Annotated in this window: 21 protein-coding genes; 7 read left to right on the forward strand and 14 right to left on the reverse strand. The window is 60.9% G+C overall.

The window, feature by feature from the left end; genetic code table 11:
* Positions 1–43 precede the first annotated feature (43 nt).
* Positions 44–334, reverse strand: coding sequence for a co-chaperone GroES (locus LUN51_RS10700; RefSeq protein WP_277811242.1), 291 nt, complete (start codon positions 332–334; stop codon positions 44–46).
* A gap of 179 nt (positions 335–513) precedes the next feature.
* On the reverse strand, positions 514–1,029 hold the full coding sequence (locus tag LUN51_RS10705; protein ID WP_277811243.1) for an FxsA family protein: 516 nt from the start codon (positions 1,027–1,029) through the stop codon (positions 514–516).
* A 195-nt stretch (positions 1,030–1,224) separates the two neighbouring features.
* Here LUN51_RS10705 and LUN51_RS10710 point away from each other — a divergent pair, with 195 nt between their 5' ends.
* Positions 1,225–1,986 carry an SDR family oxidoreductase gene (locus LUN51_RS10710; protein WP_277811244.1) on the forward strand — a complete coding sequence of 254 codons (762 nt, stop codon included), beginning with the start codon at positions 1,225–1,227 and terminating at the stop codon, positions 1,984–1,986.
* A gap of 87 nt (positions 1,987–2,073) precedes the next feature.
* Here LUN51_RS10710 and LUN51_RS10715 read toward each other — a convergent pair whose 3' ends face one another.
* Positions 2,074–2,346, reverse strand: a complete 273-nt coding sequence (locus tag LUN51_RS10715) for a ComEA family DNA-binding protein (protein ID WP_277811245.1) — start codon at positions 2,344–2,346, stop codon at positions 2,074–2,076.
* Between the two features lie 219 nt (positions 2,347–2,565).
* On the opposite strand from LUN51_RS10715, the gene pyrF reads away from it, so the two are divergent.
* Positions 2,566–3,267, forward strand: a complete 702-nt coding sequence (pyrF, locus tag LUN51_RS10720; RefSeq protein WP_246894199.1) for an orotidine-5'-phosphate decarboxylase — start codon at positions 2,566–2,568, stop codon at positions 3,265–3,267.
* Between the two features lie 3 nt (positions 3,268–3,270).
* Here the strand turns inward: pyrF and lapB are convergent, their stop codons facing one another.
* From lapB to LUN51_RS10735, 3 genes are read right to left on the reverse strand one after another with little or no spacing between them, the layout of a single operon-like run.
* Entirely contained in the window at positions 3,271–4,455 is a 1,185-nt protein-coding gene (lapB, locus tag LUN51_RS10725) for a lipopolysaccharide assembly protein LapB (protein ID WP_277811246.1), read from the reverse strand.
* Positions 4,456–4,761, reverse strand: a complete 306-nt coding sequence (locus LUN51_RS10730) for a lipopolysaccharide assembly protein LapA domain-containing protein (RefSeq protein ID WP_277811247.1) — start codon at positions 4,759–4,761, stop codon at positions 4,456–4,458.
* 41 nt (positions 4,762–4,802) lie between these two features.
* Positions 4,803–5,099, reverse strand: a complete 297-nt coding sequence (locus LUN51_RS10735) for an integration host factor subunit beta (RefSeq protein ID WP_040241697.1) — start codon at positions 5,097–5,099, stop codon at positions 4,803–4,805.
* Between the two features lie 224 nt (positions 5,100–5,323).
* Between LUN51_RS10735 and LUN51_RS10740 the strand changes: the two genes are divergently transcribed.
* A complete protein-coding gene (locus LUN51_RS10740; RefSeq protein WP_097022940.1) occupies positions 5,324–5,602 on the forward strand; it encodes a succinate dehydrogenase assembly factor 2 in 279 nt (92 codons plus the stop codon).
* Positions 5,603–5,609: 7 nt separating this feature from the next.
* On the forward strand, positions 5,610–5,969 hold the full coding sequence (locus tag LUN51_RS10745) for a hypothetical protein (protein WP_277811248.1): 360 nt from the start codon (positions 5,610–5,612) through the stop codon (positions 5,967–5,969).
* Positions 5,970–6,001: 32 nt separating this feature from the next.
* Here the strand turns inward: LUN51_RS10745 and LUN51_RS10750 are convergent, their stop codons facing one another.
* The 5 genes from LUN51_RS10750 to LUN51_RS10770 form a co-directional block, all read right to left on the reverse strand.
* Positions 6,002–7,174 carry an FUSC family protein gene (locus LUN51_RS10750; RefSeq protein WP_277811249.1) on the reverse strand — a complete coding sequence of 391 codons (1,173 nt, stop codon included), beginning with the start codon at positions 7,172–7,174 and terminating at the stop codon, positions 6,002–6,004.
* A complete protein-coding gene (locus tag LUN51_RS10755; protein ID WP_277811250.1) occupies positions 7,171–7,437 on the reverse strand; it encodes a hypothetical protein in 267 nt (88 codons plus the stop codon). Before LUN51_RS10755 ends, LUN51_RS10750 begins: the two co-directional genes overlap by 4 nt.
* Before the next feature lie 29 nt (positions 7,438–7,466).
* A complete protein-coding gene (locus tag LUN51_RS10760; RefSeq protein WP_277811251.1) occupies positions 7,467–8,366 on the reverse strand; it encodes a ketopantoate reductase family protein in 900 nt (299 codons plus the stop codon).
* Positions 8,366–10,297, reverse strand: coding sequence for a DNA topoisomerase III (locus LUN51_RS10765; RefSeq protein WP_277811252.1), 1,932 nt, complete (start codon positions 10,295–10,297; stop codon positions 8,366–8,368). Before LUN51_RS10765 ends, LUN51_RS10760 begins: the two co-directional genes overlap by 1 nt.
* 62 nt (positions 10,298–10,359) lie before the next feature.
* Positions 10,360–12,279, reverse strand: coding sequence for a hypothetical protein (locus LUN51_RS10770; RefSeq protein WP_277811253.1), 1,920 nt, complete (start codon positions 12,277–12,279; stop codon positions 10,360–10,362).
* Positions 12,280–12,417: 138 nt separating this feature from the next.
* Here LUN51_RS10770 and LUN51_RS10775 point away from each other — a divergent pair, with 138 nt between their 5' ends.
* The gene (locus tag LUN51_RS10775) at positions 12,418–14,223 is read left to right on the forward strand and encodes an SEC-C domain-containing protein (RefSeq protein ID WP_277811254.1); all 1,806 of its coding nucleotides are present in this window, start codon (positions 12,418–12,420) and stop codon (positions 14,221–14,223) included.
* A 42-nt stretch (positions 14,224–14,265) separates the two neighbouring features.
* On the opposite strand, the gene LUN51_RS10780 is transcribed toward LUN51_RS10775, so the two are convergent.
* Complete coding sequence (locus LUN51_RS10780; RefSeq protein ID WP_277811255.1) at positions 14,266–15,603, reverse strand: AmpG family muropeptide MFS transporter; 1,338 nt, start codon at positions 15,601–15,603, stop codon at positions 14,266–14,268.
* A 157-nt stretch (positions 15,604–15,760) separates the two neighbouring features.
* On the opposite strand from LUN51_RS10780, the gene rfaH reads away from it, so the two are divergent.
* On the forward strand, positions 15,761–16,309 hold the full coding sequence (gene rfaH, locus LUN51_RS10785) for a transcription/translation regulatory transformer protein RfaH (protein ID WP_277811256.1): 549 nt from the start codon (positions 15,761–15,763) through the stop codon (positions 16,307–16,309).
* Between the two features lie 35 nt (positions 16,310–16,344).
* Positions 16,345–16,851: an FKBP-type peptidyl-prolyl cis-trans isomerase gene (locus LUN51_RS10790; protein ID WP_277811257.1), complete on the forward strand. Its 507-nt coding sequence runs from the start codon at positions 16,345–16,347 to the stop codon at positions 16,849–16,851.
* Positions 16,852–16,869: 18 nt separating this feature from the next.
* On the opposite strand, the gene LUN51_RS10795 is transcribed toward LUN51_RS10790, so the two are convergent.
* On the reverse strand, positions 16,870–18,903 hold the full coding sequence (locus tag LUN51_RS10795) for a putative bifunctional diguanylate cyclase/phosphodiesterase (protein ID WP_277811258.1): 2,034 nt from the start codon (positions 18,901–18,903) through the stop codon (positions 16,870–16,872).
* A 265-nt stretch (positions 18,904–19,168) separates the two neighbouring features.
* Positions 19,169–20,890 (reverse strand): proline--tRNA ligase, encoded by a 1,722-nt coding sequence (locus LUN51_RS10800; RefSeq protein ID WP_277811259.1) that lies wholly within the window; start codon positions 20,888–20,890, stop codon positions 19,169–19,171.
* Positions 20,891–21,025 lie beyond the last annotated feature (135 nt).

A 21,025-nucleotide genomic window follows, 5' to 3' on the forward strand; every position in this document is an offset into this window, starting at 1 on the left:
CGCGCAAACGTGAAACGAAAATGTGACTGGTGAGCGTTGTGAATTACTCGGCAACGGCCAGAATATCGCTTTCGCTCATGATCAGGACTTCTTCACCGTCGATTTTTTCTTTCTCGACGCCAAAGCCATCCTTGAAAATCACGGTATCACCCACCTTGACGTCCAGCGGGCGCACTTCGCCATTCTCGAGAATACGACCGTTGCCGACAGCAAGGATTTCACCGCGAGTCGGTTTCTCTTGAGCGTTACCCGGAAGCACGATACCGCCAGCGGTCTTTTGCTCTTCTTCCATGCGACGGACGACGACACGATCGTGCAAAGGACGGATTTTCATTGCTCACGTTCTCCTGATGGTTCTATGGATCATAGGATAATCCCGTTGAGCCAAGCTCAAGGGTGAAGGCTAGGCCTTCTGTTTATAAGGCCGACGCATCAAGGCGTTACGGCCGAATCATCTGTTAAGGGCTTGATTGGGTCGACGTATCCACTTTCAAGGGCCCTTCATGAATTTTTTCAATGCCGAGAATCATCCTTCCCTATGTAGTCCCCTTCAATCGGTTGCTCGTCATTCGTCTGGTTATTTTGCGAGGCTTTATCCGTGCGCTGCGTATGTTCGTGCCAATCACTGGCTGTGGTTTGCTCCTGAGTCGCGCCACCGTAGCCCATCGTAAAAATTCGGCCGCGCCATCCACCGCGCTGTAGCCCACGGCCCAGAAAACGGCGGCTACTCGGAATGAGGCACAGTAGTCCTAAGCCGTCTGACAGGAAGCCTGGGGCGACCAGTAATGCTCCGCCGAAGATCAAGGCGGCCCCGGTAATCAACTCTTCCGAAGGAAGTTCCCCCTGGGCAAAGCGGATCTGGGCGCGCTGCAGGGTCTGTACCCCTTCGCGCCGAATCAGATGAAGGCCTAAGGCCCCGGACAGCAGTACCAATGCCAGCGTTGGAAGCAGACCGATCTGCCCTCCGATCGCGAACAGCACTACGAAATCGAGTAGCCCGAAAAGCGTAATGAAAAGTAACAGTGGCATGGCGGCTCCGTGTGATTACGACTTTCCAGTAGATGGTGGCATGAGTGTGAATTGCAAGGGAAACGGCGCGGTGATGCAAGCGCGCTGTGATTGCTTCATGGAGACGCCATGCATCGCATGCTAAGCTCTTCATGTTGCGCTGCACAAAAGTGCCGCGAGGTCCTGGCTCGTTACTTGAACGCGGGAGGTGTCGCCATGGAGCTTGATGGGAAGGTGGTCGGTATAACGGGAGGCGCTCGAGGGTTGGGGTTAGCGATAGCGGCCGAACTAGGGGCACAGGGCGCGAGCATTGCATTGTTCGACCGCCAAGAAGAGGTTTTGAGCGCTGCGGTTGCCACACTGAAGGAGCGTAGCATTTCCGCGTACGCTTTTCTGGTCGATGTGACCGATGAAGATGGCGTGACCCGCGCATTCGCGCAGCAACGTGAGTCGCTGGGCCCGCTTGCTGTGTTGGTCAATAATGCGGGCGTCACTGACGATGGGCTGTTGGTGAAAGGCAGCGCGGGGCATATCGAGAAACGCATGACGCTAGATCAGTGGCAACAGGTCATCGACGTCAATCTCACGGGTGTCTTCCTATGCGGTCGTGAAGGCGCGACGCAGATGGTGGAGGCGGGCCAGGGAGGGGTCATCGTCAATATCTCGAGTATTTCACGGTCCGGCAACATGGGGCAGGGAAATTACAGTGCCTCCAAGGCAGGGGTGGCAGCGCTGACGGTTACCTGGGCGAAAGAGCTGGCACGCCAAGGGATCCGCGTGGCTGCGGTGGCGCCAGGGTTCATCGAAACTGAGATGACGGCGTCCATGCGCGCCGAAGTGCTCGAGAAAATCAGCAAGGGCATTCCCTTGGGGCATCTGGGGCAACCGGTTGATATCGCCTCGAGCGTGCGTTATATCGTGGAAAATGACTATTTCACGGGAAGGGTGCTGGAGTGCGATGGCGGGCTGAGGATCTAAAGGCTCGCCGGTGGTTCAGAGCACAACATGATGCCGGCCAAAAAGACGCTCGCGAGGGCCTCCCATGCGAGCGTCGATAGGGTGGTATCAGAACGTGACACGATCGTTTAGATCTTGCACCGTTCCTTCGCCGATGCCCTTGACGCGGGTCAGGGCGTCGAGTGAGGAGAAAGGTCCATTCGCATCACGGTCCTCGATGATCGCCTGTGCTTTGACGTCGCCAATGCCCGGCAGCGCGGTCAGCGCTTCAGCAGAGGCGTGATTGATGTCGATAGGCGCCGAAGCATCTTCCTGGGCGACCGCGAGGGTAGTGACGCTCAGCGCCAGTGTCAGTAGAGCACAGTTTAGTAGTTTCTTCATGCAATCACTCCTTTAGGTATGTCTTATTGAGTGGCTTCACCATACCCAGATTTCCATGGTTGAAATGTCATCTTTTGATGACATTGTTTGTAAGCCGATGACTACAAATTAGGTTGTGCTTATAAGAAAAGGCTGGAGAGAAGCACTCGACAGGCGCTAGGTAGCGAAGCGAGGGCGGCGGTATAATGTCCCGCCATCATATTGTTTGCAGGAGACATCATGCCGCGCCCCGATACGCCTTTGATCATCGCTCTCGACTACCCTGATCTTGACCAAGCACTTACCATGGCCGACCGGTTGGACCCTGCACACTGTCGGGTCAAGGTTGGCAAAGAGCTCTTCACGCGCAGTGGTCCGCAGATACTTGAGGCACTGCATGCACGTGGCTTCGAGGTGTTTCTGGATCTCAAGTTTCACGATATTCCCAACACGGTGGCGGGCGCCGTTGAAGCGGCAGCCGATCATGGCGTGTGGATGGTTAACGTCCACGCGGGTGGCGGGCGGCGCATGATGGAAGCGGCCAGAGAGCGGCTTGAGAAGCGTCGGCTCCCCACGCATCTGATAGCGGTGACAGTGCTCACCAGTATGGCGCGTGAAGACCTTGCCGAGATTGGCGTCGATGACGACCCCTTGTCTCAGGTCGAGCGTTTGGCGGCGCTCTCGCAGCGTAGCGGCATGGACGGAGTGGTGTGTTCAGCGCAGGAAGCGACGGCACTGCGGGCACTATGTGGCGATACGTTCTTGAAAGTCACGCCAGGTATACGACCCAGCGCTTCGAAGGGCGATGATCAACGCCGTACGTTGACGCCGGCACGGGCATTGGCGGCGGGGAGCACGCACCTGGTGATCGGCCGACCGGTGACGCAAGCCTCGAATCCGATGGCGGCATTGGCCGATATTGAGCAAGAGATCGGCCGCTAGCGGCTATTCGCCTTCCAGCCCGGTGATGGGCTTGGTGGTGCCCCAGCTTTGGCAGCGCGGGCATTGCCAATGCAATTGGGCGCTGCCGAAACCGCAGCGATGGCAACGGTGGCGGGGGCGTGCCGCGAGTAGTTTTTGGGTGTGTTGTTTGAGCAGCAGCAGGCGCTCTCGGTCGCCATGGTCCTCACCGATCAGATAGAGGTCCATGAGGTAATCGACGCCACGTAAGCTGGGGTGCGTTTGCAGCTGCTCACTAATGAGCGCGATGGCCGCTTCCTGGCTATCCGTACGCAGGCGGGACGCCGCTAGCATGATCACCACACTGGTGTAGTGCGTCTCTTGCAGTTTCGCTTCCAGAAAGGCACACCAGCCCACTTCGTCCTGAAGACGTCGATACGCCTCGTGCAAGGGGTCGAGTATGACGGGAAGGAATCCGGGGTCCTGCTCGGGGATCCGAGTGAGATGACGAATGACCGCCTTGTAATGTCCTGTGTCTCGTTCGAGTTCGGCGAGTAGCCATGTGGCTCGGACACAACGCTCATCGATCGAGAGGGCCTGGCGCAGACGTTTGCGAGCCATGCTGGGGCTCGCATTGTGCCGATCCTGCTGGGCGAGCTCGCAAAGCCAGTGAGCCGCGGCACGCTTGATATCGGCATCTTGGCGGATGAGCTGCGGCGTGGCGACATCCAACGCTTGTTGCCACTCCTTCTCTCGCTGGAGTAGATCGACCAGCAGGCGTTTGGCAGCGTCGCGTAGTCCCTCGTTGGGGGTGTCCTTCACCAGTGTTTGCAGGAGGCGTTCGGCGCGATCGAGCAATCCCAGGTTCAGGAAATCCCGCGACAATTCCAGTTGCACAAGCCCGCCTTGATAAGAAGTCAGCGTCGGACGTGCCAACAGATTCTGATGGATCTTGACGGCGCGGTCGGCCTCGCCGCGCGAACGGAATAGGTTGCCCAGTGCAATGTGCGTCTCGATGGTGTCGCTATTGACCTCGAGCGCTTGCACAAACGTCTCGATGGCCTGGTCCGGCTGCTCGTTGAGCAGATGATTGAGACCAATGAAATAGTCCCTGGGCAACGACACTTCGGGGGAGAGGCGTTCGCGAGCGCGCCGGCGCTCGCGACGTCCGAGCCACCAACCGATGGCAATCGCCGCGACCAATAGGCCAAGCAGCAGCGGATCAAGCATTCAGGGCGCTTCCTTGAACTCCTGGGTGCGTAGCCGATCCAGTTCCTTGCGCTGTTGTTGATTGTGGCGTTGGGCACGGGTCAGAAGCGTGCGCAGCCGCAAATAGATACCGGTCATGGCCAGCATGCCGAGCATCACGCCGCAGGCCAGCGATATCAGCAGCCAAAGAGACAACGAGGCGGGCGGCAGTTCGACCCATATCAAGTCGAGCGGCATGGCCTGTTGGTTATTGACGGCAAACAGGATGCCGAGCAATAGGACGACCAGCAAGATGATGGCCAGCACGACACCTTTAAACCAACGCATGGGCAGGTTCCTTTTGCATGGAGATATGGCGCCCTGAGGCTTCAGTAGCCGAGTGCACGGCTGGCGTTGACCTGTTCGCGCAATTCCTTGCCGGGCTTGAAATGCGGCACGAACTTGCCCTGTAAGTCGACAGGGTCGCCGGTTTTGGGGTTACGTCCGGTCCGGGGTTCCCGAAAGTGTAGAGAGAAGCTACCGAACCCGCGAATTTCGACGCGCCCGCCGCTGGAAAGCGAGTGGGTAATGTCTTCAAGAATGATCTTGACCGCTGCCTCGACCTCTTTGGCCGACAGCTCGGGCTGCCGAATGGCAATCTGTTCAATCAACTCGGACTTGGTCATCAAATGTCTCCAAGCGACTTTGCCGCTCCGCTGCACATGGCAATAAAGCGACCACGATATTGTTGTGAATCCAGCATACTGCTCAAACCTTGATAAAACAACGCACTAGCACATTGCAAGTCAATATTAGCCGGTTTTGAGCAAGGAGTGGAAACGATGTGTCTCGCCAAGTCCTCGGGTATACTCGTCGTCTATTCATGTCATGACATCGCTTGGGAGTCTCCATGCAGGACGATGTAACCATCAAACGGCTTTACTGGCACTCGCGGCGTGGCATGTGGGAGCTGGATCTACTGCTGATCCCGTTTCTCGAACATTGCTACCCGCAGCTCGATGAGGCGGACAAGGCCCGTTATCAGACGTTGATCGATCAGGAAGATCAGGACCTCTTCATCTGGCTAATGCGCCGAGAGTGGCCCGCCGACGCCGAGTTGCGGCGCATCGTCCAAATGATCGTTGATTATGCCGAAACCACTTCCAACAATCAGTATCGTACCCTCTAGACTCGACTTGGCGCTTCATGTCCTCGTCTGGGGGGTAGTGAGTGGCTTGTCGCTCATGCTGAGTGCAGGGTGGCTGACGTCTGCAGTATCGCTTAGTGGAGCGGCACTGGTGGGCTACTGGTGGCATGGCCAGCGGCGTTGGGAGTTGCGGGAGCGCCTCGACGGGGAGCACGCCACATGGCAATGGCGTGAGGCCTCGGGGCAGTGGCAGAACGCTGCGCCGATACCGCTGCGTATCGGCGCGTGTTTGATCGGTTTGCGCCTCGGGCGCCGCATTATTTGGCTATGGCCGGATAGCGCGGCATCCATCTCGCGTCGCCTGCTACGTATACGGCTTCTGGAGGCGATGCCGTCGGGACGGCACTGAACAGCGGCATTGCCACTCATCGGTACTGGGAGTCAGCGTGCGTCATCCTCGGTGCGTTCCGGGTCGCCCCGGGATGTATCCAGTGGCATCGCCAGGCGGTCGCGAATCAGGGTGTGGCGTGAGGCGCGGCGACGCAAGCGGGCGCTGGGCAGTCGGTCGAGTGTCTGCAAGGTGTCGATGAGTGCTTGCGTAAGACGTGCCAGCTCACGGTTGAGCCACAGGTAGCCGCTCGGGCTGAACAAGGCGCGGTCGTTTTCGCCACGCGCCTCCAGGGCGGCTTGTGCATGGCGTTGCAAGTCGAAGGCGACCACCGTGATGTCGATGGTCTGCCCCGTGCGGACCTGGAATGCCAAACTGCCGAGCGCGCGCGCTAGGCGGTGTTGCTCGTCCCGCAAGCCATCGAGTTCGGCGATGATGTCGTGACCGGCCCGTGTTGCCCAGTGAGTTTCCAGGAGAAGCTCGATCGTCGACAGCATGCGTCGTTCCAGCGACAAAATGCGTTCCAAGTCATCGCGATGCAGACGGCGCTCGCTGTGGATGGCATCCACCAAGCCGCGTTGCTTGACCAGTTGATCCGTCGTGCTCTTCAACAACTGTCGCGTATCGACGTCGTCATGCTGCGTCGCATTGGTATGTGCATGATACAGGCGTGCTAGCTTGTCGAGATTGTCGGCGAGTAGGAAACGTAAGAGGTCGGTGGCTTTCTGGGGCAGAATGAACAAGGTCGCGAGGATGCCGATGCTCGTTCCGATCAGCACATCGAAGGCTCGCCACAGGGCGATCCCCAAGTCCTGGTGGCCGTCACCCACCACCATAAGCAATGTCACGCCGAACATCAGCGCGCTATAGCCATAGCGCGTGGCGAACGTGGTGTGCGTGGCGACTGCGATGCCGATCAGGGTCCAGGCTGGTACCACCCACGGCGCAGGTGCGGGAATCAGCACCAGCAATATGCCCCAGATCGCTCCCAGCACCGTGCCTAGAAGGCGTTGCCCCCCTTTGTCGATGACGCCGCCGATATGCGGCAGATTGCCCATGACCATCATCGTGCTGACCAGCGCCCAACTGCCATGAGGTATTTGCAGGGTCAGGATGACGATGAAGGTGATCGCCAACGCCAGCGAAGTACGCAGGACGTGCAGTCGATGGCGGTAGCGGTAGATGAAGTACGGATCGCGCAGACGAGTGGGCGACATCACTGTCATGACGCTCCGTGTTGGTGTCCGGCGAATGCTTTAGCTTTAGCGCGCGCCAATGTGGCCGCATGCACCATGCTGGCCACCCACAGCACGAGTAGTAGCAGCAACCAAATGAAGCTTAGCCAGCGAATGGGGATCATCATCAGCGCCATTAGCGTGATGAATCCGGCCAGCCACAATGTGGCCCACCCCCAGCGACGCAGGAACATGTGACCGAGCCCGGGTAGCAAGAAAGCCAATAAGAGCGTGATGAAGAGGCGGTGGCGCATGGAATCTCCGTTCGTCGTGGTCCGGGTATTCATGATGGTGTGTCATGATACAGCGTCTCGAGCGTCGGCGCGGCGCATCGTTGGCGCTCTGCGGCCGTCAGCAACGGTCTTAGTATGGCTTCGCGCTCGGTCGGTCTGCCGGCGAGGACATCTTGCAGCATCGAGGCGCGGTTATTGGCCGTGGCCGCGATGACCTCCCAGACGAGCGTATGCCAGCCCGCTGGTGGCGGGGTGACACCTTCACCTTCGAGCAAGGGGCCGATCTCGTCGATGACGGTGTCGACCATGCGGCGAAAAGGTCGGTCGCGCAACTGGCCGTTACGAATCCGGTAGCGGGCTACGAGCGGGTTGATCGCGGCATTGATGGCGAGCTTGTGCCACAGGCGCTGAACGATTGCATCATCGTGATAGGCGCTTAATCCTGCCAGGTTGAGCCAATATACGCAGTCACGCGCCAGGGCAGGCCAGGTGTTGTCGATATCACCGACCCAGGTGGTCCCCGTGCCGGCATGTACGACGCCGGCATTGCTCTCGACATAGGCGCCTTCGGTGGTGCTCGCGCAGAGCACCGGACCGGCCCAGATATCCGCTAACCGTGGCTGTATGCTGAAGCCGTTCTGCAGCGATAGCAGAGGCGTTTGAGGATCGATATGGGCTGCGAGTTCTTCGACGGCCGACAGGGTGGCATGGCTTTTGGTGGCGAGCACGACTAGCGCAGGGCGAGCGTGCGTGTGCAATGCCAGGGTGGCGAGCGTGGTACGTGCCACATCCACATCATGAATCTCGCCAGAAGGGGCATGATAGCGGAGCGGGCTATCGTCGGGGCGGCGGCCGATCAAGTGTAGCGACAACGTGGTCGTCAAACGGATGGCGAAGAGTCGCCCTAGCGCGCCGGCGCCGAGAATCCACCATGTGGGCGCTGGGCGCATCAGGTATCGCCTTTTTTTGTGGTGGATTTGCGTGACGAAGTGCGCTTCTTGGTGCGCCGCCGTGCGGTGTTGGATTTGCCGCGTGTCGGCCGTGAGGGCTCGGCACCGCCCGGCGTAGCCAGAGCCTGGCGCATGCGCTCGGCATCCGCCTGACTCAGTAGTTGGTGAACATCGCCCACCAGCGTGTCGAGGAATGCGGTGGCGTCGGCGTTGCCCTCGGCGATTTCGGCTAGGCGCTGCTCCCAAAGGGCCGTGCGCTCGGGGCGAGTGGCGGTATCCGGCAAGGCCTGAATCAGCGCGCGTCCGGTCCGTGTGGCACGCAGTGCGCCTTGCTGGCGAATCACGTAGCCGCGCGTGATGAGTGTCTCCAGAATGCCGGCGCGTGTCGCCTCGGTGCCTAGGCCGTCGGTATCGCGCAGGGTACGACGCACTGCGTCATCGTCGACGTAGCGGGCGATGTTCATCATCGCCTTGATCAGGCTAGCGTCGGAGAATGGCTCCGGTGGGCGCGTCTGACGGTCCTCCACGGCACAAGCCTGGACCCGAGCGGTTTCGCCTTCGCGCAACGCGGGCAACGCCGGTGCTTCATCACGCGTAGTGAATAGCGGTTTCCATCCGCGCACGAGTACCTCCTGGCCCTGGGCGCGAAAGCACTCCCCGAGGATCGAGAACTCGGCTTTGACGTCGCGCGTTTCCAGTGGCGGGTAGAATTGCGCGAGTACGTTGCGGGCGATCAGCCTGAAAACGTTGGCCTCATCATTGGATAAGCGGGCCGCGTCGAAAGGGCGTCCGGTGGGCGCCAGCGCATGGTGGGCGCCGACCTGCTTGTCGTTCCAGGCACGTGAGCGGCGGTTGAAGTCTGCGCCGCGTAGCCAGCCGGCGAGAGTGTCGTCAGAAGCGCAGGCCGTAGAGAGTGTCTGCTTCGCCGTGGCGAAATGCCCTTCGGGCAGGTAGCGACAATCCGAGCGCGGGTAGGTGATGAGCTGATGGCGCTCGTAGAGCGTCTGGCAGATATCCAGCACACGTTTGGCCGGTAGCTTGTAACGGCGCGCGGCATCGACCTGCAAGGCCGACAGCGAATACGGCAGGGGAGCCGTCTGGGATTTCTTCTTGCTTTGCAGGGTGCTCAGGTGCCCCTCGGCGCCGGGCAAGCGCGCCGCCAACGCTTCGGCCGGTTCGCGCGCCAATAGTCGTCCCTGGTCGTCCAACGGATGCGGCGGTTGGGGTTGCCACCAGGCACGTAGTGAGCCGTGCTCGACACCAAGATCCGCCCACAGCGTATAAAAGGGGCGCGAGACAAAGCGCTCGATCTCCAGGTCACGGCGCACGATGAGTCCTAATACGGGCGTCTGCACGCGCCCCACCGAGAGCACGCCCGAGTAGCCGGCTTGGCGGCCGGTCAAGGTCCAGGCGCGTGACAAGTTGATGCCATACAGCCAATCGGCGCGCGAGCGTGCCTCGGCAGCCTCGAAGAGCGATTGATAGCGTGCGTTGTCCTCGAGGCGTTGCAATGCCTGTTGCACGGCGGGGCGGTTGAGGTCGCTGATCAACAGTCGCGCCATCGGGCCGCGCCAGCCCAGGCGTTCGATGACCTGTTGGACCAGCAATTGCCCCTCGCGGTCCGGATCGCCGGCATGCACGACGCTATCGGCACGTTTGAGGAGTTTGCGAATCACGGCCAACTGCGTGCGGGCCTTGGTGCGTGGTATGAGTTGCCATTGCTGGGGCACGATGGGCAAATCGTCGAGGCGCCATTGCTGATAGCGAGCGTCGTAGGCGTCGGGTGGTGCCTGCTCGAGGAGGTGCCCGACGCACCAACTGATACAGGTCTCCCCGCATTCGAGATACCCGTCCTGGCGTTGCGCCTTGGCGGGTAATGCGTCGGCGATGGCGCGTGCCAGACTGGGTTTTTCGGCGACGATCAGGCGCATGGCGTTCGGAGGTTCCGCATGAGTATGGCATCTATTCTGACATGTTCATTCCAAGGCGTGGACTAGCGACGCCCGAAGAGCCGACGTGCGCGCACCAAAGCACGATACCAGTCACGATGGGGGGTCCCCACGGCGGGTGGACGATGGCTGAGAAAGCTGACGTTACGGGCATCGCTGCGTCCCGTCAGGTTGATGTTGGAGAGCATCTGCAGGGTGCTGTCGCGGGCGCCGTACTGGCGTTTGAGAAACTCGATGGCGGCGGGCTCGAGCTCCACGCGATAGTGGCGCACCAGCGCCAGCGCCAACGATTCGGCCGCGCGTGACAACTCGGTATCCACTTCACGAACCATCGAGGCGCCTAGCGCGGCCTTGGCGGCCGCTGACAGGTTGGGTTCGATCTGGCCGAAATCGGCGGCGTTGGAGCTATTGATGGCACGCTGCGTGGCCGGTTGTGACAGTCCCACGTGAGGCTCGAGAGCGAGGAATATCTCGATGGCCAAGCGCTTGGCGGCATCCACGCCGACGCTGAGCTGGGTCTCGCGGTGAGCGCCGCGCCACGCTTCGTGATGGCGTGGCGTGATGCCCGTCTGATTCAAGTAGCGGGCGAGATGCTTGCAGACCCGTGCCTTGGCTTCGTCATCCAGCGCAATGGTGCGTTCGCGGATGCGCAGCCCTCTCCGCCCTGGCCCCAGGCGCAGGCGCGTCGTGTCGTCGGACAAGCTGGCGGTGATGCGCTCCCAGCGATCCACCGACTTGATCAACTGAGCGTGACTGCGACCCACCTGTTCGTAAGCGCTGGAAACGCTCTTATAGAGCTGGATGGCATTGGCGAGGATGTCCGACTTGGTGCGTAACGCACGCTTGCGCTCTTCCTGGCCGACTTCCACTGCCTGAGCGAGGTGCACGATCTGCTCGGCCAGCGCGTCCATCGCCTTGACCGAACGCTCGAGCAGCAGCTCGGCACGCAGCCCCGAGGCGCTGTCTTCGACCAGGGTGCCGGACTGCTCGGCGAGATAGACATTGAGCGCCTTGAGACGCGAAAGGCCGGTCGCTTGTGCGATGCGCTGGCGTGCGCGTGCCTCTTCCAGATTGTCGAACGCCTGGGCGAGGCGCCAGCGACCGCGATACTCGAACGAGAGCACTGGAATCTTGCGCCCGCTGATCAGTTCGAACGCCAGAATCAGCATTTCCTCGACGTCCTGCAGAGTCATCAGCAGGTCGTTGTCCTGCTCGATGGCCGCCATGACGCGCTCGATGAAGTTCTCGTCGCGTGGTACGCCTTGGTGAAGGTCGGGGGCACGGCCCTCGAAGCGTTCACGCAGCAGGTGCGTGGCGATGGGCGCAGTATCGTAGAGGGCGTTGAACTGAGGTTCCAGGGTGTCGCGGTATTGCGTGACGAGATCGCGGATGCGGGCATGCAAGCCGACCCGGCGGTAGACGTCGATTTGACCAATGAGACGTGCGCTCTCGCGGTCGTCGAGCAACTCGATGGCCGCCAATTCGACGCCCTCCGGCGAAAGGTCGTGCTTGCGCAGCAACATGGCGGCGGCCTCTCGGCGTCGGGCATCACCCTCGAGGCTTTCGACGATCAGATCGCGCGTGACCAGCAGCAGCTCGGGCAAGGTCTTGATGACCTGCTCGATCTGTCCGGAGGTCTTCTCGGCCTTGCGTCCTTGAGTGAGGTGGTAGCCGAGGTTGGCCAGAATCCCCGCAGCGCCGGTGATCACCGTGTAGGAAATGAAGAAAACGTAGTTTTCCGTGGTCGGTGCCTTGCCGTACCCCAGCAAGTAGCCGCCCCAGGCGCCGAGCAGCGTCACCGGACCAGCCGTCCATAGAATCTGCATCAGACTGACCGACCAGGGTACCTTCTCGACGGCTGCGGTGATGCGCCGGATTTCGTTGCGTCCTTCGCGTTCGAGGCGTACCTGAGAGGTCTCTTGAGCGGGCGATGTTTTACGCTGAAACGGCAACGGCAGGAGCACGATGACATCCCTTACATGGCGGGGTTCGGACAAGCGGCGACAATACCCGAAAAGCGGCATTGGTGCACCAAGCGGTAGACGGATGAGGCTCGCTTGCCGGACATGCTAGAATAAAGCGATTTTTTCTGGAGGGTCGCGATGCTGGCCGCATGGGTGGAACAATTGCTGGGGTATGCCAGCGGCGCGTTGAAGGCGATACGCGATAATGAGCATTATCCGGCGCTGATGATCTGGGCGCGCGACGAGGGCGTGGTGCGTGTCGGCGGCGACCTGAGCATGGCGCAGGCCTTGGCGCCCTTGTTATGGAACGAGACGCCGCTGGTGCGATTGGGTTTCGATCCCGAGCCCTTGGCGTGGCCGGGGCGCAACGAGCCTTGCTGGTGCGATTCAGGACGCAAGACCAAACAATGCTGCGGTGCGGTGACGTTGCCGGGAGCGGTTCCCTCGCACCTGATGTGGATGCTGTCGCTCAAGGAATGGACGGGCGAGACACTCAAGGCGGCCCTGGGGAGCGGCAAGGCGCCGGATCAGGCACTGTTGGAAGCCGGCTTGATTGCCGCCGAAAGCGGTCAGCGCGGTCGTGCCCAGCAGATCCTCGAAAGCCTGTTCTCCAGCGAGCGTGACTGGTCGCGCCTGCCCGAACAGGCAGAGCCGGCGTTTGAGATCCTCGTCGATCTCTATCAATCGCGTGGTTTTCATCGCAAGCGGGCGTCGTTACTCGACGAGGTCCTGGAGCGTGGCCCGACCTTCCTGCGTGGCGTGGCGCTCGAGCGCCTATGCTTGATGCATCTCGATAGCGATGATTTGGCCAGTGCTCGGGAAGCCTTCGTGCGGGCCCAGCAAACGCTGCCCGATTCGCCAACGCTGGCCTATATCGAGTCCATGCTGTTGCTGCACGAGGGCCATCCAGAAGAAGCCCGCGCCCGGGCGCATTTCTGGTGGCGCCGACTCTCTAAACGCTCCGATCTCGAAGTGGATCAACTACAGTTTTTGGCCGACCTGGCCGCCAATCCCGAGGCGACCCTGGCCGAGCAGATGATCAACTCCGAGGAAGACTTGGCCGAGCCGTTGGCGTCGCTTGCCGCCTTGCTCGATACCTTGGAAGCACCGCCTCGGCTGCAATTGTCGCGTACTTCGGAAGGCCACGTGGAATATCATGCCACGGCTCGTGAGGATACCGCCTTCGCGGCGTGGTTCGAGTATTTCAAGGTGACCATCGACGAAGATGCCGCGCTGAGTTTCGAGTCCGACCCATGGGAAAACGCCGCAGAATGGCTGCCCGCCTTATGTGCTCACCCCGAATGGTTGGGCTCGCCGGCGGTAATGCAGTCGCTGAGCCTAGCGTTAACCAGTCGCTTCGGAAGCCTGCCATGGATGGCGGAGAGCTTCTTTGCGCCGCTGGCGGCGCGGTTCGAGGCATGGCTATCGCAACTCGAGACGCAGCAAGGTCCCTTTGCCTGGGACGACGCCGACAATGCCACTTTGTTGCGCTGTGCCTTGGCGCTGATCGTGGGAATGGAGCGCGGCGCGCGGACGCGTTCGCGGCATCTCGCCGAACGTGTGCTCAAGCTCGATGAAGAAGATGACCTGGGATTACGTGAGCTGGTGCTCGATCAGTTGTTGCGTGAAGGGCGTGACGACGAGGCCGCCGAACTCAGTGGCGTGCACGATGAGGAAGAGATGATCGGCGTGACCATGGCGCGTGTGCTCGCCTTGTATCGTTTGGCACGCTGTGACGAGGCTGACGAGGTACTAACCGCCGCCCAGCGGGCCAATCCCTACTTGGTGCCGATGCTATGTGACGAGAAGCCGAAGCCAGTGGCACTGGCCGTCGATGCACCAGCGCCGGGGACGCGCGCCGAGGCATGGCAGTATCGCCAATTAATGCGCGACCAGTGGATGGCGACGCCGGGCGCCATGGCGTGGCTGGGCGCCCATCGTTGAGAAGTCGCCATGGCGCGAGCGTGGCAGCTTAGGGTCTCATGTTCAGCGCTGAGTGCGAGCGAGCCAGAGCGCGAGTAGCACGGCGGGCACACCCAAGGCTGCACTGACGGTAAAGAAGCCCGTGTAGCCGACACCATCCACTACCAGCCCCGAGAAGCCGCCGAGAAACTTGCCGGGTAGCGTCATCAGCGATGAGAACAAGGCATACTGCGTTGCCGTATAGGCACGTGAGGTCAGGCTCGAGAGAAAGGCGATGAAGATCGTGCTCGCTAGGCCATTGGCGAGATTGTCGCCCATGATGGTCATGACCAGCATGGGAAAGCTGTGTCCCGCGTTGGCCAGTGCTACGAACATCAGGTTGGTGAGGGCGGTCGCCAGGGCGCCCGCCACCAACATTCGTCCCAGCCCAAAGCGTACTACCAATAGCCCGCCGGCCACACCGCCGAGAATGCTCATGGCGATGCCGAATACCTTGGTCACATTGGCAATCTCGGAGAGGCTGAAGCCTAGGTCGATATAGAGCGGATTGGCCATCGCGGCCATCGCCAGGTCGCTGATGCGATAGAGACCGATGAACAGCAAGAACCATAGAGCCGTGCGTCCGTGACGGGCGAAGAAGTCGGTGAAAGGGCAAACGATGGCCCCGATGACCCAGGCGCCGAAGCGACGCCGTCGACGAGGCGCGTGGCGATGCTGGTGCAGGAATGCGCGCACGCGTGGTTCGCTGGCGAGCTGGATGCCTAGCGTCGAGCGCTGCGGTTCTGGCCTCACCAAGGTGGTGATCACACCGATCCCGACGAGCGCGGCCATGCACGCGTAAGCGGCATGCCAAGAGACCGCGTCAGCGATATATAGCGCCCCGGCGCCAGCGGCGAGCAGCCCGCCGCGATAGCCGATGATATAGGTCGAGGCCATGGCGGCCTGCACGGTTTCCTCGGCGGACTCGATGCGGTAGGCATCGATGACGATATCTTGAGTCGCTGCGCCGAACGCGACCAGTAGGGCCAGGCCGGCAATGGGGATGAGATGCGCGGGTGGCGAGAGGGCGGCCAGGCCCAGTAGTCCTGCGGCGATCGTCAACTGGGCGCAGAGCATCCAACTGCGGCGTTGGCCGAGCCAACGACCCAAGCCCGGCAGAGCGACACGATCGACGATCGGCGCCCAGGCGATCTTGATCGAATAGAGGATGCCGATCCAGGAAAAGAACCCGATAGCAGCGACTTCTACTCCGGCGTCACGCAGCCACGCCGTGAGCGTCGAGAATACCAGTAGGAAGGGGAGGCCGGCGGCGAAGCCGAGAAACAGCATGGTGATGACCGGTGCCTGCAGATAAACCGCCAAGGCGTCGCGCCAGCGGCGGTGTGCGACATCGTGAGTCATCGGTTCCTCCCGTGAGCGAGCCGCCCGATGCGGCTCGGACATGAATCCGGCACAATGCTAGAATGCAGTGTTTGTACGGCAATGGCCCGCGCCCAGGCGCGTGGCGAAAACGCAGGTTGCGTACCGTGGCATACCCCGACGATGAAGGCCAGAGGACATGACCGATCAGCTCGATCCAAGCGCGCTCGATGACACGGCCGCCTGCCCGCGCTGGTATGTGGTGCAGTGCAAGGGCGGGGAGTCCTTCCGTGCCAGTGAGCATCTGACCAATCAAGGTTATCGTGTCTTCCATCCGCTGCTCGAGGTGCAGAAGAAGCGTCGCAACAAGTTGGTCTGGATTGCCGAACCCCTGTTTCCTCACTATTTGTTCATCCGTCTCGACCGGGTGGCGAGCAATTGGCGTCCCATCCGCTCCACGCGCGGCGTGTTGAGGCTGGTTGCGTTCGGCGACGAACCGCTGCCCGTGCCAGACGCGCTGGTCGAGATGCTAATTGCCCGTTCCCAGCGCGATGAGACGGCGCGTGAGGCGGGCAACGTCTACTTTCGCCCCGGTGAAATCGTCGAGATCACCGAGGGCCCCTTTCAGGCGCTCAAGGCCGTATTCGAGAATCAGAAGGGGGAAGAGCGCGCTATCGTTCTGCTCAACATGCTGCATCATCAGCAGCGCCTCGAGTTACCGGTGGGCGATCTACGCCGCACGACATGACACGCCGCCCAATGTTGTAAAGATCAGGAGTTTTCATGACCATCTCGCCGCAACATGTCGTTCGCCTGCATTATGTGTTGTGCGATTCTGCCGGACATGTGCTTGATGACTCGCGTCGTCGCAAGGCGCCACTCGAATACCTGCATGGCCACGCCAATATCTTGCCAGGCCTCGAGGCGGCGTTGGAGGGGCTTTCCGGCGGTGATATCCGCGAGATCAACCTGGCGCCCGAGGAGGCCTATGGGGCGCATGAACCCGATCTCGTGCAGATAGTGGCGCGCACGGCCTTTCCCGGCGTCGAAGAGTTATCACCGGGCATGCGTTTTCAGGCGCAGGGCCCCGATGGGCCGCGCACGGTGACTTTGATCGAAGCGGATGACACGCGGGTAACGGTAGATGCCAATCATCCGCTGGCGGGACAGGCCCTAGCGTTTCATGTCGAAATTCTCGATATCCGCTCGGCGCGCCGCGCCGAACTGGCTAAGGGCCACCCATTGGCGGCAGATGTGACGGCACCCGAGGTTGAGGATCGCAAGCAATAGCTGCTGGGCTTTGGATGTCTATCCTACCGGCGCCTGTTCTATGCGGCGCAAGAAGGTATCCACTGGTTCGGGATGTGCCAGGTAGTAGCCTTGCAGAAAGTCGATGCCGCGTGCGCGCAGATAATCTTGTTGCACCGCGTTTTCCACGCCTTCAGCGACTACGCGGAGTTCTAGCGCCTGACCAAGCGCGATGATCGAGCGCACCAGTGGCGCGTCGCGGTGCGGCGTGATGGCATCGACGAAGACCTTGTCGATCTTGATCTCGTCGACGCGAAAATCCTGTAGATAACGCAGCGACGAATAGCCTGTGCCGAAATCGTCGAGGGCGAGACGTACGCCGAGTTCACGCAGTGCGTTGAGTCTGGTGGCGATACCCGGTGTAACGAGAAGCGATTCGACGACTTCCAGGATCAGCCGCCGAGGCGCGAAGGCATGGCGCTCGAGCAATTGCGTCACGTGCGTCATGAAGGCGTCGTCATGGAGCTGTTGTACTGAGACGTTGACCGAGAGCGACAATTCACTGCCCTGCAGCGCACCGCCGAGCAAGGCGCAAGCTTGGTCGAGTACCCACTGCCCCATAGGGCGGATCAAGCCGCTGTACTCGGCTTCGGCAATGAAACTGCCCGGTGCTAGGAGCCCTTCGCGTGGATGTTGCCAGCGTAAAAGCACTTCGGCGCCCGCGAGGCGTCCTTCGGGGTCGAACTGTCCTTGTAAATACAGGCGAAACTGGTGTTCGTCGAGCGCCGTACGCAATTCGCGCTCCAAACGGTTGAGGCGCTGTTCCCAATCGCTTAGTTGGCTGGTGTAGAACGCCAAGTGAGGCGGTGGTGTCTCGCGTGCGTGTTGCACCGCGAGTTCGGCACGTTGTAGAAGTGATTCGATGTCCTGAGCGTCGCGCGGGTAGCATGCCACACCTGCGTTGAAACGTAGCTGACTGGGCGTGCCGAAGATACGCCAGCTGTTCTCGCCCAGCGAAAGAAGCCGCTCCAGGCAGTAGTGGCGCAGTGACTCATCCGTTTGCCCGGGAATCGCGATTAACAGACGATTGGCCGGGAGGCGGCCAATGTGAATGCTGCCTTGCAGCTCGGTCAGGCGTTCCTTGAGCTTCTCGGCCACCTGACGAATTGCTTCATCGCCGGCCTGTTGGCCGAGTGTCTCGTTGATGTGACCTAGACCGCCTAGTCGTAACACCAGCAGGTGGAACGCCTCGTTACGTTGCGTCAGCGCTTGCAGGCGATGCAGGAGCCCTCTCAGTGTTGCCAGTCCCGACACTTCGTCGTGGTGGAGCTGGCGATGCAGGTCGTGTTCGACCTCGCGACGGCGCAAGGATTCTGAAAACTGGGAGAGCAGTCCCGCGAATCCCATTAGTGTGGTGATTTCATCGCCATGCCACTCGCGTGGAGAGGTCGACTCACAGCAGATCGCCCCACGCAGCTCACCACCGGCGAAGATTCCCACGTCCAGCATGGCGTGAATATGATTTTCGCGAAGGTAATGGCGCAGGCCGCTGAGGCGTTCGTCATGCTGAGCGTCGGACGTGACCAGGCAAGGGTTTTGCGTCAGTGACGCGAGATAGCCATCCAGCCCATTAGGTGCCAGCCTGATGCCATTGAGTGAGTCGACGAGCGACATGCGACAGGTTAGGGCACGATCCTCGTCGAGAAACCATAGACTGGCACGCTCTGCGCCTAGAACCTCGGCGCTGGTGTCGAGCAAGGCACGTAGGAAGGCATCCTCGTCGAGATCACACTGTAGAAGCTCGCGCATGCGACGCCAGGCTTCCTGTTGATCCGCCTGGCGCTTTTGCGCCTGCATTAGCGCTTCCCATTGCGCAATGTTGTGGCGTGTTTGCTGGGCCATGCGATGTCGCAACAGCGCGCCCATTAGCATCACCATGATCGTGATCGCCATCAACCAGGATAGGCGTTGCTCGAATAGCAGCGACGCCATGATAGCGACCCCGCTGCCTACCGCAAACACGCGGAAAAGCACACTGTTACGACGTTGTTCTTTGCGCAAACGGTGTAATTGGCCGGCGGTATCGGGCGTCATTCTGGGTACCGGCGGTTGTCGAAGTAAAGATGAGTCGTCATGCGACATCCTACGCCATATCGAAAGAGCCTTGGCGCATCGGTGCTCAGCTGCCATATGGGCTCAGGCGAATCGTTGCTATGTGACGCGTGAGGCGCATGCATGGCCACAAACGCGCGGGATGCGAACTGCGTTGAGAATGATTTCAGGCCAATATCTTGGCAGTGAGCCAGAGCAAGGGGAAAGGAGTCCGGGGCGTGCCGCGCAGAGCATGCCCCGGTGCCGATCAGGATGTCAGGCGTTGACGCAGGAAATCGAGCATCGTGTCGGTGGGCACCATGGTGACCTCACTATCGCGGCGTCCTTTGTACTCCAACTCGCCGTTATCCAGCCCGCGTTCGCCGATCACGACGCGGTGGGGAACTCCGATGAGCTCCTGGTCGGCGAACTTGACGCCGGGGCGCAGGTCGCGATCATCGATCAGAACATCGACGCCGGCGTCACTGAGTTGCTGATAAAGGGTTTCGGCATACTCGCGAACGCGCTCGGATTTATGCGCGTTCATGGGCACGAGCGTGACTTCGAACGGGGCGATGGCATTTGGCCAGATGATGCCCCCTGCATCATGGTTTTGCTCGATGGCGGCGGCGACGACGCGGGTCACGCCAATGCCATAGCAGCCCATCAGCAGCGGAACTGCCTGGCCATTGTCATCGAGCACGGTGGCGTTCATCGCGGTGGAATACTTTGTCCCTAGCTGGAAGACGTGGCCGACTTCGATGCCGCGGGCGATGGCCAGGGTGCCCTGGCCGTCCGGTGAGGGGTCCCCCTCGACCACGTTGCGCAGATCGGCCACCTTGGGCAGGGCGACATCGCGTTCCCAGTTGATGCCGAAATAGTGCTGGCCGTCGATGTTGGCGCCGGCACCGAAGTCGCTCATCAGCGCCACGCTGCGATCGATGATCAGCGGCATCTCCAGGTTGACCGGTCCCAGCGAGCCGGGACCGGCGCCTACCGCCTGACGGATTTCCGCTTCATTGGCCATGGTCAGGGGGGCGGCAACCTCGGGGAGGTTCTCGGCCTTGACCTCGTTGAGCTCGTGATCACCACGCACCAGCAAGGCTATCAGGCCACCCTCAGTGGCATGCACCATCAATGTCTTGATGGTCTTCTCGATGGGCAAGCCATGCTGCTCCACCAAGGTGGCGATAGTACGTGCATTAGGCGTATCGACCAGATGCAGTTCTTCCTGAGGCGCGGCGCGCTCCGGTGTCTCGCCGAGCGGCGCCGGTAGCGCCTCGGCTTTTTCCATGTTGGCGGCGTAGTCTGACGACGTGGAAAAGACCACCGCGTCCTCGCCGGAATCGGCCAGCACCTGAAACTCGTGGGAGCCGGTACCGCCGATGTCGCCGTTGTCGGCCTCGACGGCGCGGAAATCCAGACCCAGGCGCGTGAAGATGCGCATGTAGGCGTCATACATCGCATCGTAGGAGCGCTGTAGACCAGCTTGGTCGATATCGAACGAGTAGGCATCCTTCATGATGAACTCGCGGGCGCGCATGACGCCGAAGCGCGGACGCGTCTCGTCGCGGAACTTGGTCTGGATCTGGTAGAAGTTGGAGGGCACCTGCTTGTAGGAGCGTATTTCGTTGCGGACGAGGTCGGTGATCACTTCCTCGTGCGTCGGGCCATAGCAGAAATCGCGATCATGTCGGTCACGAATGCGCAGCAGTAGGTTGCCGTATTGGTCCCAGCGTCCAGACTCCTGCCACAGCTCCGCTGGCTGGATCGCTGGCATCAGGACTTCCTGAGCGCCAGCGCGGTTCATTTCCTCGCGCACGATGTTCTCGACCTTACGAAGCGTGCGCAGCCCCAAGGGTAGCCAGGTATAAAGGCCCGAGCTCAGGCGGCGAATCATGCCCGCACGCAGCATCAGCTGATGGCTGACGATGTCGGCGTCGGCGGGTGTTTCCTTGAGGGTAGGGATCAATAATTGACTGGCGCGCATGGACAAGCGGTTCCTTGGATTCGAGGCCTAAATCACGTCGCCCTGAAGCGGCGCGGTAAATAGGGCTATTGTACGGTCAAGGCGTGAACGCGGCAAAAGTGATGCACGCTGGTGCTTCCTGGAACGGCGAGTCGG

Origin of the sequence: Chromohalobacter canadensis, from assembly GCF_029544075.1 — a bacterium.
GTDB classification, from domain to species: Bacteria; Pseudomonadota; Gammaproteobacteria; order Pseudomonadales; family Halomonadaceae; genus Chromohalobacter; species Chromohalobacter canadensis_A.